Source organism: Pantoea sp. SS70 (assembly GCF_029866845.1).
In the GTDB taxonomy this organism is placed as follows: Bacteria; Pseudomonadota; Gammaproteobacteria; order Enterobacterales; family Enterobacteriaceae; genus Pantoea; species Pantoea leporis.
Map to the genome: position 1 here is coordinate 1,574,178 of NZ_CP117199.1, position 13,735 is coordinate 1,587,912.

The 13,735-nt window shown below is 53.9% G+C and carries 11 protein-coding genes; 6 read left to right on the forward strand and 5 right to left on the reverse strand.

The features are described 5' to 3' along the window. Positions 1–105: 105 nt before the first annotated feature. Positions 106–2,307 (forward strand): TonB-dependent siderophore receptor, encoded by a 2,202-nt coding sequence (locus tag PO881_RS07240; RefSeq protein WP_280172677.1) that lies wholly within the window; start codon positions 106–108, stop codon positions 2,305–2,307. Between the two features lie 314 nt (positions 2,308–2,621). Beyond that, on the forward strand, positions 2,622–2,795 hold the full coding sequence (locus PO881_RS07245; RefSeq protein WP_167391168.1) for a hypothetical protein: 174 nt from the start codon (positions 2,622–2,624) through the stop codon (positions 2,793–2,795). Here the strand turns inward: PO881_RS07245 and PO881_RS07250 are convergent. Then, a complete protein-coding gene (locus PO881_RS07250) occupies positions 2,792–3,940 on the reverse strand; it encodes a beta-glucosidase (RefSeq protein WP_280172678.1) in 1,149 nt (382 codons plus the stop codon). The two genes, PO881_RS07245 and PO881_RS07250, sit on opposite strands and share 4 nt — an antisense overlap. Before the next feature lie 160 nt (positions 3,941–4,100). On the opposite strand from PO881_RS07250, the gene PO881_RS07255 reads away from it, so the two are divergent. Then, positions 4,101–5,564 carry a phospholipase D family protein gene (locus PO881_RS07255; RefSeq protein ID WP_101760872.1) on the forward strand — a complete coding sequence of 488 codons (1,464 nt, stop codon included), beginning with the start codon at positions 4,101–4,103 and terminating at the stop codon, positions 5,562–5,564. A 31-nt stretch (positions 5,565–5,595) separates the two neighbouring features. Here PO881_RS07255 and mdoC read toward each other — a convergent pair whose 3' ends face one another. Beyond that, positions 5,596–6,720 carry a glucans biosynthesis protein MdoC gene (gene mdoC / locus PO881_RS07260; RefSeq protein WP_222233246.1) on the reverse strand — a complete coding sequence of 375 codons (1,125 nt, stop codon included), beginning with the start codon at positions 6,718–6,720 and terminating at the stop codon, positions 5,596–5,598. A gap of 278 nt (positions 6,721–6,998) precedes the next feature. Between mdoC and PO881_RS07265 the strand changes: the two genes are divergently transcribed. The 3 genes from PO881_RS07265 (at position 6,999) to PO881_RS07275 (ending at position 11,451) form a co-directional block, all read left to right on the forward strand. After that, the gene (locus PO881_RS07265; protein WP_206098190.1) at positions 6,999–8,534 is read left to right on the forward strand and encodes a glucan biosynthesis protein G; all 1,536 of its coding nucleotides are present in this window, start codon (positions 6,999–7,001) and stop codon (positions 8,532–8,534) included. Beyond that, a complete protein-coding gene (mdoH, locus tag PO881_RS07270) occupies positions 8,527–11,076 on the forward strand; it encodes a glucans biosynthesis glucosyltransferase MdoH (RefSeq protein ID WP_101760869.1) in 2,550 nt (849 codons plus the stop codon). The genes PO881_RS07265 and mdoH overlap by 8 nt, the downstream gene beginning before the upstream one ends. 135 nt (positions 11,077–11,211) lie before the next feature. Beyond that, positions 11,212–11,451 carry a YceK/YidQ family lipoprotein gene (locus PO881_RS07275; protein WP_110865906.1) on the forward strand — a complete coding sequence of 80 codons (240 nt, stop codon included), beginning with the start codon at positions 11,212–11,214 and terminating at the stop codon, positions 11,449–11,451. Positions 11,452–11,457: 6 nt separating this feature from the next. Here PO881_RS07275 and PO881_RS07280 read toward each other — a convergent pair whose 3' ends face one another. From PO881_RS07280 to PO881_RS07290, 3 genes are all read right to left on the reverse strand, one after another. After that, positions 11,458–11,853, reverse strand: coding sequence for a MysB family protein (locus PO881_RS07280; RefSeq protein WP_101760867.1), 396 nt, complete (start codon positions 11,851–11,853; stop codon positions 11,458–11,460). A 119-nt stretch (positions 11,854–11,972) separates the two neighbouring features. Further along, positions 11,973–12,239 carry a hypothetical protein gene (locus PO881_RS07285; RefSeq protein WP_008103132.1) on the reverse strand — a complete coding sequence of 89 codons (267 nt, stop codon included), beginning with the start codon at positions 12,237–12,239 and terminating at the stop codon, positions 11,973–11,975. A gap of 558 nt (positions 12,240–12,797) precedes the next feature. Beyond that, a complete protein-coding gene (locus PO881_RS07290) occupies positions 12,798–13,721 on the reverse strand; it encodes a Kdo(2)-lipid IV(A) acyltransferase (protein WP_210080535.1) in 924 nt (307 codons plus the stop codon). Positions 13,722–13,735: the final 14 nt, after the last annotated feature.

Consider the following 13,735-nt stretch of genomic DNA (forward strand, 5'->3'; position numbering starts at 1 on the left):
ATATGAAGGTAAAAAGTGGGATTTTTCTTGCTTTCGCACAACGACTGCGCATAATCGCAAACCGCAATAATAATGATTATCACTTCGTTTGCATTAGGGGATCCCATGCGCGCTATGCCTTTCAATCCCGGACTGAAACCGACACTGTTGGCCGTAATGGTCAGCGCCGGTTGTTTGCCAGTGATGGCTGCTACCACCAACACCACAACCTCCACTGACGCGAAAAACGAGCAGCAGACGCTGACCGTGACCGCGACACCGCAAACCGATTTTAAACCAGGCGGCAACGATCTGGTACCGGCTTTCCTCGATGGCCAGGTTGCACACGGCGGCCGCCTTGGCATGCTGGGTGAGCAAAACGCCATGGACGTGCCGTTTAACGTCATTGGTTTTACCTCGAAAATGATTCAGGATCAGCAGGCGCAAACCATCGGTGACGTGGTGCGCAACGATGCTGGCGTGCAGAATCTGAAAGGCTACGGCAACTTTGCCGAGAGCTATCGCATTCGTGGCTTCAAGCTGGACGGCGATGCCATGACCTACGGCGGCCTGGCGGGTATCGTGCCGCGTCAGGTGATGGATGCCTCGCTGATTGATCGCGTGGAGATCTTCAAAGGGGCTAACGCCTTGCTGAACGGTTCGGCGGAGAGCGGCGTCGGCGGCATGATTAACCTCGAGCCGAAGCACGCTGATGATACGCCGCTGACGCGCATCGGGGTGGATTACACGTCCGGTTCCCAGGTGGGCGGCACCGCCGATATTGGTCGTCGTTTTGGCGACAACAACCAGTTTGGCGTGCGGCTGAATGCGGTTAACCGCGAAGGCGGCACCGAGGTAGATGGCGAGAAAAAACGCACCACCGCTGCGTCACTCGGCCTGGATTATCGTGGCGATCGTCTGCGTACGTCGCTCGACGTTGGCTACCAGAAAAAGACCTTCCACGATGCGCGTAACGGCGTCAACATCAGCGGCATCGATTTCATTCCTGATGTGCCGTCCAACGCGAAAAACTACAGCCAGAAGTGGGTGTTCAGCGATATCGAGTCGGAGTTTGGTCTGGCGAAAGCCGAATACGATCTGACCGATCATTGGACCGCCTATGCGGGCCTCGGCGCGCAGCACACACATGAAGTGGGCAACTACGGCATTCCGAAGATCCTCGACAGCGCCGGCAACGCCACCATTGGTCGCTTCCGCACCAATCGCGTGCAGGACAACATGAGCGGCATGGTTGGCCTGCGTGGTGATTTCACTACCGGTCCGGTGACGCATAAAGTGAATTTCGGTTATTCGGCGATGACCACGAATGCGAAAAACAGCTATCGCATGTCGTATGGCAACGATGCCAACGTGAATATTTATCACCCGCAGGATGTGGCTGAACCGGATAGCGTGTTCGCCGGTGGCGCTAAGTTCAGCGATCCGCTGACCACTTACCGTTCACGTTCGCAAGGCTACCTGCTGAGCGATACGCTGGGCTTCTTTGATGACACCTTGCTGGCAACCGTCGGCGCGCGTCATCAAAAAGTGGTGGTGCGTAACTACGGTTATGACGGCGTTGAAGATACCGCGACACGTTTCGACAGCAGCCGTTGGTTGCCGGCGTACGGTTTGCTGTATAAAGCCACGCAAAATATCTCGCTGTATGCCAACCATACTGAATCGCTGACGCCGGGCACCGCCGCGCCGTTTACCGCCACCAACTACGGTAGCGTGACCGGCATCGTGCATGCGAAGCAGAACGAAGTGGGTGTCAAAGCGGACTTTGGTCGCGTCGGCGGATCGCTGGCGCTGTTTGAAATCAAACAGCCGGTTGGCGTGCTGAACAATTCGGTCTACCAGCTGAATGGCGAGCAGCGCAACCGTGGCGTGGAGCTGAACATATTCGGTGAGCCGGTGCTGGGCCTGCGTCTTAACAGCAGCGCCACCTGGATCGATCCGGATATGACCAAAACCGGTGACAGCGATCAGGATGGCAAAAACGCCATCGGCGTACCGCGCTTCACTGCGGCGCTGGGTGCGGAGTATGACATCAAGCCGGTGGACGGTTTGACCGCCACAGCATTGCTGAACTACACCGGTTCACAATATGCCGACCTGGCAAACAACATGAAGCTGGATGATTACACCACGCTGGATTTGGGTCTGCGTTACCGCATGAAGGTTAACCAGAACGATATGGTGTGGCGCGTGGGCGTGGATAACGTCACGAATGAGAAATATTGGGCCAATGTTGATGACAGCGGCACCTATTTGTCGCAGGGTGAACCACGCACGGTGAAGGTTTCACTCAGCTACGATTTCTAATCTGCTCTCGAATGGGGCGCGCCTGCGCCCCATTATTTCTCCGCCAGAAATTTTCCTGTAACTTAGGGCGCATTGCATTACACTCTGTGCGGCAATCCTGCGCGAAAACTCGCCTTTATTTTTGAGTCATCATGAGTTCACCTGCACCACCAGACGACCACGACGAACCTTATCGGCAGCCGCTCGACGACGCGCTCTTCGCCATTGTGGTGCTTGCAGTCACTTCGGTTACGCTTATAATCTTCGTCCTGATGATTACGCTGTGGATGAGTTAAGGTCAGCACCGGGAAAAGGAAGCCTGTAAGGAGATGTCGATGGAATCCAGCGATGACAAACTGATCGCCATAATTGGCCTGCTCTCAGCCTGTTTAATTGGCGTGGTGTTTCTCTTCACCATGACCTGGCTCACCGACGTGCGTCACCCCGCGGATCCTTCACTCGATGTGCAAACCTGCCCGCAAAAACCCGCCACTACGCAACAGTCTTAGCTTTTTGTCTGCCAGTTCTGCCACTTAATCTGTTGACTGCGCAACTCCAGCGCCAGCGCCTCATGCAGGGTGCGATTGCCATTGGGATCGCCGAGGCCAAACAGCGCACCCGGTGAACGCCGATCGTCGGCCCACGCCGGATACTCCACCACCGGATAGAGTGAAATCCCTTCCAGCGCCACGCCGTGATCCAGCGCCAGACGCGCTTCTTCACTGATCTGCCGCAGCCAGGGCGCTCGCGCATCACCTTCGGCTCCGGTTTCGGCCAGAATCATCGGGCGCTGATAACGTTGCCAGCACTGCATTAACAAACGGTGCAGCGGTTGGCGCGTCGGATGGTCGATTGGCATGGTTTCGCCTGAGAAAAACCAGTGATTGTCGGGATAGTAATTAAGACCCAGAATATCGAGGAAATCCGCGCGGCCACCCAGTTCCGGCGCATCGCGTCCGCCAAGCCAATCCCAGGCTTCAAACTGCGCCTGATGCTGCGCGTCGGCGTAGGGTTTGCTGTCAGGATTATCGGGATGCGTCGCCACCTGCACCAGCGGATCGGTCAGCACAAAGCGGGCATCGGGATAAACCTCGCGAATGGCGTGCATCGCCGCCAGCGAGGCGCGCACTAATTGGCGCTTCAGCTCACGACCGCGATCGCTGGCGTAGGGATCGAGCCAGGAAACATCCGCGCCGGCCCACGACCAGAATGAGATCTGATTGATCGGCGTGAAAAAGGGCTTTTCGATGCCTTCATCGCGCATCAGTTGCGCCATGGCGCGGGCGAAGCGTTCAAAGTGATCGATAAAGCTGGCTTTCCAGATATCCAGGTGATCGGGATAGCCAAAGTGCGCCAGCTCCCAGATAATCTGCATATCGTGACGCGCCGCGGCGTGCACCATCGGCAGAAAGGTGCGCCAGTCATATTCGTTGGGCACGGCTTCAATCAGATGCCAGCGAGCGCCATCGCGCGCGGTGTGCAAACCTTCCTGCGCCAGTGCGGCATAATCTTTCTCCAGCAGCATGTCGTGGCCGCTACTGATCACCATATCGAGCCGACGTCCGCCTGCGCGCCGGGCGGTTGAACAGGGAAAACTGCCCTGAAAGAAACTGCGGAACAGCTGAGGGTGATGGCGCAGGGATTGCTGAGTCATAATCCTCTCCTCACATTGAGCGCCGGATGCAGAATGCAGAACGCCTGGCTAAGTCTAGACTAAATTGACGGTGCGCCATTGGGCAGAAAAGGAAGCCTCCGATTGCTTCTTCGCGCATTGATACCAACAATAATAGGTCCACAGCTTTCAGGGATTCACTATGAGTGAAGCAGCAACCTCTTTGCCGCCTGAGGAACATTCGGGCAACCGGCTGAAACCGAGTGTTGAGGCGCGTTGCGCACGACATCCGGGCATGAGCGGCATCCATCCGCTTAACGATGGATTGGACGCTTTTGCTGCGCGCTATCAGTTGATGAGCATGGCGCAGCACACCATTGATGTGCAGTACTACATTTGGCACAACGACATGTCCGGCCGCTTGCTGTTCAGCGCGCTGCTGGACGCCGCCGAGCGCGGGGTGAAAGTGCGATTGCTGCTGGATGACAATAACACACCGGGTTTGGATGAGACGCTGGCGGAACTCGATCGCCACGCCAATATCGCGGTGCGCCTGTTTAATCCGTTCTCGTTCCGCACGCTGCGCGCGCTCGGTTATCTCACCGATTTTTCCCGCCTCAATCGACGTATGCACAATAAGAGCCTGACAGTGGATGGCGCGGCGACGCTGGTGGGCGGGCGCAATATCGGCGACGAATATTTTGGCACCGGCGATGAACCGCTGTTTACCGATCTCGATGTCCTGGCGATTGGTCCGGTGGTCGACGAAGTGACGCAGGATTTCGAACGCTACTGGCGCAGTAAAGCGGTATCGCCGCTGCGCAAAGTGGTTGATGTGAGCGGCGATGCGCATCAGGCAGTGCGCTTGCCACAAGAGTGGCAGCAGAGTGAAGCGGTGGAGCGCTATCTGGCACGGTTGGAGCACTCGTCGTTTATCAGCCAGATGGAGCAGGGCGAGTTGGAGATGACGTGGGCGGAATCGCGCCTGCTGAGTGATGATCCGCGTAAAGGGCTCGGCAAAGCAAAACGCCGCAGTCTACTGCCGCAGCGCATGCTAGAGGTCATCGGCACGCCGCAGCAGCAGTTCGATATTATCTCGGCCTATTTTGTCCCGACGCGATCTGGCGTGGCGCAGCTGCTGGCATTGAAGCGTCGCGGGGTGAAGATTGCCATCCTTACCAATTCGCTGGCGGCCAATGACGTCACGGTGGTGCACGCCGGTTATGCGCGCTGGCGCAAAAAACTGCTGCGCCACGGCATCGCGCTGTATGAACTGAAGCCGCAGGACAATCCGCAAACCGCGCCACACGATCGCGGTATCACCGGTAATTCAGGTTCCAGTTTGCATGCCAAAACCTTCACCGTGGACAATCGCAAAGTATTTATCGGCTCGTTCAATTTCGATCCGCGTTCCGCCATGCTGAACACCGAAATGGGGTTGGTGATTGAGAGTGAAGCCCTGGCGCAGCAAACGCATCAGCGCTTTATTGCCGGGATGCGCGATCGCGCCTGGACGCTACGTCTGGATAAGTGGGGACGCGTCAATTGGGTCGAGTTTGCTAACGAGCAGGGCGAAGTGGTGCACAAACATGAACCGCAATGCACGCTGCTGCAGCGCTTGCTGGTGCGACTGGTGTGGCGCTTGCCGGTTGAGTGGTTGCTTTAGATAAAAAGGGCCAGCTTAGCGGGCCCTTTTTTCATTTGCGTTGCGGCTTACCGGAGAACAGGAAGCGCAGCAGCGGAATGCGCAGATGGATTTCATACAGCGTAAACGCCACGCCAAATACCATCAGTAAGCCGACGAAGAAGCCGAGCGTGTTGTTGCCGATGTGCGGCGTGATGTAGATGCCGTACAAAATGGTCAGCGGATGGTGTACCAGATAGATAAACAGCGAGGCATTCACCAGATACATGATGCGCGGCGAATGGCTGTTCAGCAGCTTATGGCCGAAGCTAAAACAGACGTTTAGCATGCACAACCCCATCAGCGTCGAAATGATCATATCGATTTCATACAGCCAACCTTCACCGCTGCTGTAACGCTGATTCAGGCTATAGGCGATGAATACTGCGATAGCGCCAAAGCACATCACCGGATTAAAGCGCACAAACAACGCTTTCAGCGCCTGATGCTTCCAGCTCAACGCACCCAGCATAAAGAACGGCAGGAACATCAGCGTTTGCATCACGGCAATGCTGAACAGGCCATCGGCAAACACGGCCGGAACGAAATAAAACAGCACGCGGCGGAACGCACACCAAATTAAGGCATAAGTCAGTAGCGCCAGCGTCAATTTGCCCCAGCCAATTTGCTGATAATCGATGCTGCGCTGCTGCTTATTCAGCCAGCGAAACGCCACCATACCGAACGTGGTCAGAATCACCAGTACCAGTAAAAACCACAGATGAGATATCAGCTCCCACGCCAGCGTGTTGTACTTGTTGTAGAGCGAGAAACTGTTCCAGTCGCCGATTTTATCGGTGAGATTTTTGGTGATGAAAAACTGCGGCAAAGTAATCAGCGGCACGGCAGTCAACATCGGGATGCCGACACGCTCCAGACGCACTTTCAACCAGCGCTGCGGCTGATAGCGTAAGTAGAGCATGTAGGAAAAATAGCCTGAAATAACAAAGAACACCTGCATGCGGAAGGCGTGAATAAAGTCGTTCAGCACCGTCAACCACATTGAGGCGTCATGGCTGTTCACGGCCCATTTCTGCGTGGAGTAAATCAGGGAGACGTGAAAAGGCACGCCCAATAACATTAAATACGCGCGAATCGAATCGAGGAAATATTCACGTTCGGGTTTAGCTGAACTCATAATCTTCCAATAGTCAGTTTACTTGCCGGTTTCGCCCTGAAACCGGATTATGCCGAAGGAAAATTCTACCGGCTGTAAACAGGGTATACTATCAGGTGAATCTGTATGTGATTTTGCGGGGTTTAATTATCCTAAAAGCACATTTTCAGCTTACAAATCAGCGGAACAATCTATTACATACGCTGTCGGAAAACCGAATAATCCTTTAAGATAATCGGGTTTGATCTAAGCACACGAAAGGGGGGGATGTGCTGAATAATGTGAATAATAAAGTGGGACTGGTAAAGATGCGCTGGGTAGGCGCGGCAGTTCTGCTGGCTATGTATGCCAACAATAGTTGGGCGTTTAACATTGATGATGTTGCAAAACAAGCCAAGGCGTTGGCAGGGAAAAGTTTCGAAGCGCCAAAAAGCAATTTACCCTCTCAGTTTCGTGAAATGAAGTTTGCTGACTATCAGCAGATCCAGTTTAACCACGACAAAGCTTATTGGGGCAAACTGCGCACGCCGTTTAAGCTTGAGTTCTATCATCAGGGCATGTATTTCGATACGCCGGTGAAAATCAACGAAGTGACGGCGTCTTCAGTACGTGAAATTAAATATAACCCTGACTACTTCAATTTCGGCAACGTAAAACACGATGCTGATGCAGTCAAAAACCTCGGCTTTGCTGGGTTTAAGGTGTTGTATCCTCTAAATAAAAAGGGCAAAGACGACGAGATCACCAGCTTCCTCGGCGCCAGCTATTTCCGTGTGATTGGCGAGGGCCAGGTGTACGGTCTTTCGGCACGTGGACTGGCGATTGATACCGCCTTGCCGTCGGGCGAAGAGTTCCCGCGCTTTAAAGAGTTCTGGATTGAGCGTCCAAAACCGCAGGACAAACAGCTGGTGATCTATGCGCTGCTGGATTCGCCACGCGCGTCCGGTGCCTATCGTTTCATCATCAAACCGGGCAAAGAATCGACGGTTGATGTGCAATCCAAAGTTTATCTGCGTGATAACGTCGGCAAACTGGGCGTTGCGCCACTGACCAGTATGTTCCTGTTTGGTGCAAACCAGCCTTCGCCAGTGACCAACTTCCGTTCAGAGCTGCACGATTCGAATGGTCTTTCGATTCATGCCGGTAACGGTGAGTGGATTTGGCGTCCGCTGAATAACCCGAAACATCTGGCGGTCAGCACCTTTACCGTTGAGAACCCGAAAGGTTTTGGTCTGCTGCAGCGCACGCGTGATTTCAGCCGTTTCCAGGATCTCGACGATCGCTATGACCTGCGCCCAAGTGGCTGGGTTGAGCCGCAGGGTGATTGGGGTAAAGGCCGCGTTGAACTGGTAGAGATTCCAACTGCCGATGAAACCAACGACAACATCGTTGCATTCTGGACGCCGGAAAAACTGCCAGAGCCAGGCAAAGAGATGAACTTCCAGTATCGTCTGCATTTCACCCGTGACGAGAATCAGCTGCACACAGACGATATCGCCTGGGTAAAAGACACGCTGCGCTCTGCCGGTGATGTGAAGCAGTCGAATCTGGTGCGTCAGCCGGATGGTTCTATCGCCTTCACCATTGATTTCGTTGGCAAAGCGATGAGCAAGCTGCCGGAAGATACGCAAGTGGCGCCGCAGGTGAGCGTGGGTAACAACGCTGACGTGGTTGAGCAGAGTGTGCGCTACAACCCGGTGACCAAAGGCTGGCGTCTGGTGTTGCGTCTGCGTGTGAAAGATAACAAGCAGCCGACTGAGATGCGTGCGGCGCTGGTGAGCGGCGACAAGACATTGACGGAAACCTGGAGCTATCAGCTACCTGCCAATGAATAAATCGATATTTCTACCTCAATCTTACGTGGAGGCTCTGCCGCTTGATGCGGCAGGGCGCGCCCGTCTCAGCGATTCGCTGCAAAATGCGCAGGCGTTCCACGCTATTCATACGTCGCTGGGGCAAGATAACGCCGCCAGCGAGCGCCCGGATGATGCGCCGCTGAAATCGGTGTCATCCCGTGTGCAAATGGCCTGGCCGGACTCACTGGCGGATGGTCAGCAGCTCAGCAAGGATTATCTTGATCGCACCACACTGAAGGCGATGCCGAAAGTGAAGCGTTCGCTGATGTTCCCGGAGATCTGGCGTACCAACCCGATTGCGCGCGCCTGGGATTCCCTGCGCGGCCAGAAATCCACTCCACGCTATGCCACCGTTGAAGAGCAGAAAAACGAGGACAAGTGGCGCCACGTTGGCTCCATGCGTCGTTACGTACTGCTGATTCTGACGATTCTGCAGACCGTGGTGGCAACCTGGTACATGAAAACCATTCTGCCGTATCAGGGCTGGACGCTGATCGATCCTATCGAGATGTTCAACCAGAACTGGCTGCAGTCGGTTGAGCTGATCCTGCCGTACATCCTGCAGACCGGGATTCTGTTCCTGTTCGCTATTCTGTTCTGCTGGGTTTCTGCTGGTTTCTGGACCGCGCTGATGGGCTTCCTGCAGTTGCTGATCGGTCGCGATAAATACAGCATTTCGTATTCGACTACCGGCGATGAGCCGCTGAATCCGGAACACCGTACTGCGCTGATCATGCCGATCTGTAATGAAGATGTAGAACGCGTGTTTGCTGGCCTGCGTGCGACCTGGGAATCGGTCAAACGTACTGGCAATGCCGAACACTTCGACGTCTACATTCTGAGCGACAGCTACGATGCCGATATTGCCATCGCCGAGCAAAAAGCCTGGATGGAGCTGGTGCGTGATGTCGGTGGCGCCGGCAAGATCTTCTATCGTCGTCGTCGTCGTCGTGTGAAGCGTAAAAGCGGCAACATCGATGACTTCTGCCGTCGCTGGGGCAGCAACTACAGCTACATGGTGGTGCTGGACGCCGACAGCGTAATGAGCGGTGAGTGTCTTACCGGTTTAGTGCGCATGATGGATGCTAACCCGAACGCCGGTATTATCCAGTCTTCGCCGAAAGCGTCAGGCATGGATACGCTGTATGCGCGTTGCCAGCAGTTTGCTACCCGTGTGTACGGTCCGCTGTTCACCGCGGGTTTGCACTTCTGGCAGTTGGGTGAATCACACTATTGGGGCCATAACGCCATCATTCGTGTGCAACCGTTTATCGAGCACTGTGCGCTGGCACCGCTGCCGGGTGAAGGTTCCTTCGCGGGTTCGATCCTGTCGCATGACTTCGTTGAAGCCGCGCTGATGCGTCGTGCCGGTTGGGGGGTTTGGATCGCCTACGATCTGCCAGGCTCCTATGAAGAACTGCCGCCGAACCTGCTGGATGAGCTGAAGCGTGACCGTCGCTGGTGCCACGGTAACCTGATGAACTTCCGTTTGTTCCTGGTAAAAGGGATGCATCCGGTTCACCGTGCGGTGTTCCTGACGGGCGTAATGTCCTATCTCTCTGCGCCGTTGTGGTTCATGTTCCTCGCGCTTTCTACTGCCTTGCAGGTGGTGCACACGCTGATGGAACCGACCTACTTCCTGCAACCACGCCAGCTGTTCCCGGTGTGGCCGCAGTGGCGTCCCGATCTGGCGATAGCCTTGTTCTCAACTACGTTGGTGCTGTTGTTCCTGCCGAAACTGTTGAGCGTGGTGCTGATTTGGTTCAAGGGAGCGAAACCTTATGGTGGCGCCATCCGCTTGTTCTTCTCGCTGATTCTGGAGATGCTGTTCTCAGTGCTGCTGGCGCCGGTGCGCATGCTGTTCCACACCGTGTTTGTGGTCAGCGCGTTCCTTGGCTGGGAAGTGGTGTGGAACTCGCCGCAGCGTGATGATGATGCGACGCCGTGGAGCGAAGCTTTCCGTCGTCATGGTTCACAGATGCTGTTGGGTCTGGTGTGGGCGGGCGGTATGGGCTTCCTCGATCTGAACTTCCTGTGGTGGCTGTCGCCGATCGTCGTCTCACTGATCCTGTCGCCGTTTGTGTCGGTGATGTCGAGCCGTGCAACGGTAGGGCAGAAGAGTAAGAACGCCAAACTGTTCCTGATTCCGGAAGAGTATGAGCCACCTAAAGAGCTGGTTGATACCGATCACTATCTGCAGATCAATCGTCAACGCGCGCTGAAAAATGGCTTTATGCATGCACTGTTTAACCCGGCGTTTAACGCGCTGGCGACGGCAATGGCAACATCGCGTCACAAGCAGAGCGATTTACTGGATCATGCGCGTGACCGTCGTGTCGATCAGGCACTGAGCGATGCGCCAGAGAAACTGAATCGCGAGCAGCGTTTGCAGCTGATTAGCGATCCGGTGGTGCTGGCTCGTGTGCACTCACGCCTGTGGGAAAGCGCGGACAAATATCATCAGTGGGTGGAAAGCTATCAGAAGCTGAAGCTCAATCCAGAGGCGCTGCCACAGCGCTGAGGATGAGAAAGTAGAAAGCGGCAGAAATGCCGCTTTTTTTTCGCCAGAAATATGACGCAATCTTTACGTGTTAAGGAGTGGTCATCGTCCCTGCGAGATGGTTAAACTAACGCCAGTTCATTGTGAGTAAATGTTGTGAATTATTTCCTGAAAATAACCGCGCTTAGCGCCGCGATTCTTCTGCTCACCGGTTGTGGCAGTATCATCAGCCGCACCTTTCCCGGACAAGGTCACGGCAACCAATATTATCCCGGCGTGCAGTGGGACGTTCGTGACGGACCGTGGCGCGTGCTAACCATTATCGATTTGCCGCTGTCGCTGGTGATGGACACGCTGTTACTGCCCGTCGATGCCAGTCACGGTCCGTACGAATAAACGTTACTATAGATTGTCAGAAGGGCTGTTGTCGTCTTCCCACTCTTGTGCCGCCGCTTCGCCCTCTTCAAGGTCACGCGGTGGTTCCAGCTGGAACTCGCCGTCGTCCCATTCGTGCAGCGTATTTTCCGCCTGCCACTCCTGACGCAGTTCGACTTCATCAAAATCGCCATCAAAGATGGCTTGTGCGGCGTCTCCGCTTGAGATTGGCAGGCATTCACCCTGACCGTCCTCTTCCGCGAAAAATTCGGCCTGCCACATAATGTCGCCATCCTGCATCACGTACTTCTGCAGGGCGAACTGGCTCACGCTGGCATCTTCTTCAGCGATCTCTGGTTGGCTGGCGAGGAACTCTTCACGAGCGGCTTCAATGGCTTCTTCAAGGGTGGTAAACAGGCTCATCATCAACTCCATGTCTGTAAAAAAGGGATTTCACAGAAGGATAGACGAAAAATCGTGACGTGCAGGGCGGAGAGGAAATATCAGTTGGGCGGTTGCGTGAAATTCAACCGCCCAACCGGTCAGGCTATTTTCTGCGGGAAATGCAATACCGGGCGTACTGATTCGTGAATAATTGGAGCAGAGTAACGAATACAACATTTAATACAGGGCTTAACCTTTTTAAAATTAATACGCGCGGTTGATAATGCCTGATTTAAATTATATAGAGTGCCAATAAATACCATATCCTCCTTTACAGGTAAGCGTTTGCACTCTTTCCGATGCAGAAGATGATAACCTTCCTGATCGGTACTGATCGTCACGTAGTAGTAGATACCTTTATTCATATTATATTGTCCTGAGATATATTTGCTGTGTGTAATCTTTTTATATTTTTTAAAAGTGAACGGGTGAAGCTAAGTGCTGCAATCGAAATTAACTGGATTCGATTTTACGAACCAATTCCATAAAGTTATAAGCGAAGCGATTATTTTAACGAAAAGGAATATGGGGTTTTTTAATCAGACAATACCTTGTTTAGTAAGTTAATTTTACTTCATTGATAAGTGATGCCGAAGGATTTAGCAATATTAAATAGGAATAGCCCTGGAAGTTGTAGAAATCAGGTCCGAAACGCTAAACTTTGGTGAATAAATATTAATGAGTGACAATTCCGGTAATCCTGCATCAACGCAGAATTTGGCTGCTATGTCGCAAGGAAAGGTTAATTTTACGTCAACATTGCGTGCTGAAGAAAAGTGATGTCTGATTAAATGCGGCGCTAAGCCAACTATCAGCCTAAGTTCAGGCTGGCACGGCTCACTAATAAATTACCGCATGTGATCGCGCCAAAAGGCAAATTAGTGCATATAAACCGTGGAGCACACAGGGTGCCCCGTCCGATATTAATAAACCGATGGTTCGCCTTGCGGACGCGTTTTAAAGCGGCGATGCAGCCACATGTATTGCTCTGGAGCCAGCAGCACCGTCTCTTCCACCACTTTGTTCATCACCACAGCGGTATCAAGTTCAGATTCCAACGAAAATTTGTCGCGGATATCTGGCATCATTTTCAGCTCATAGCCGCGCGCGTTCGGCAGACGTCGCGCCAGGAACGGCACCACGCTTGGGTTTGCCAGACGAATCAGCATATGGGTGCCGGTGGTTGTCGCCGCGTCCTGAACCGCGAAGAATGGCGCAAACACGCTGCTGCGCGGGCCATAATCATGATCCGGTGCATACCAGATAATGTCGTTGTTCTTCATGGCGCGAATCATGCCTTTCAGATCTTTGCGGTCCAGCATGCTTTTATTGGAGCGCATCCGGCCCCAGGTTTGCAGCCAGTCGATCAACTTGTTGTCGTTGGGACGATACACGCCAATGCCTGGGTTGTGCATACCAAATACCCGCGCTCCCAACTCCAGAGTCAGAAAGTGCATACCAATTAATAATATGCCGCGCTTCTCTGCCAGCGCGTTAGTCACGTGCTCCAGTCCGCTGGTGGTGACCCATTTACGAATACGCCAGTCCGGCCAGAACCACGCCATCCCGGTTTCAATCAGCCCCATGCCTACCGATTCGAAGTTGTGCTTTACCATCGCGTCACGTTCATTGGTCGGCATAGTGGGGAAGCACACTTCAAGATTACGCTGCGCCACTTCAACGCGCCGCTTCATAAAGCGCATGGCAACGCGACCCAATCCGCAGCCAATTGCATGCAGTACCGGATAGGGCAACAGCACCAGCAGATAAAGAAAGCCAATGCCGAGCCAGGTCAGCCAATAGCGTGGATAGAAGAGTTCACGGGTGAGTTGGGGAAGTTGAGTCATGGAAATGTCAGTAT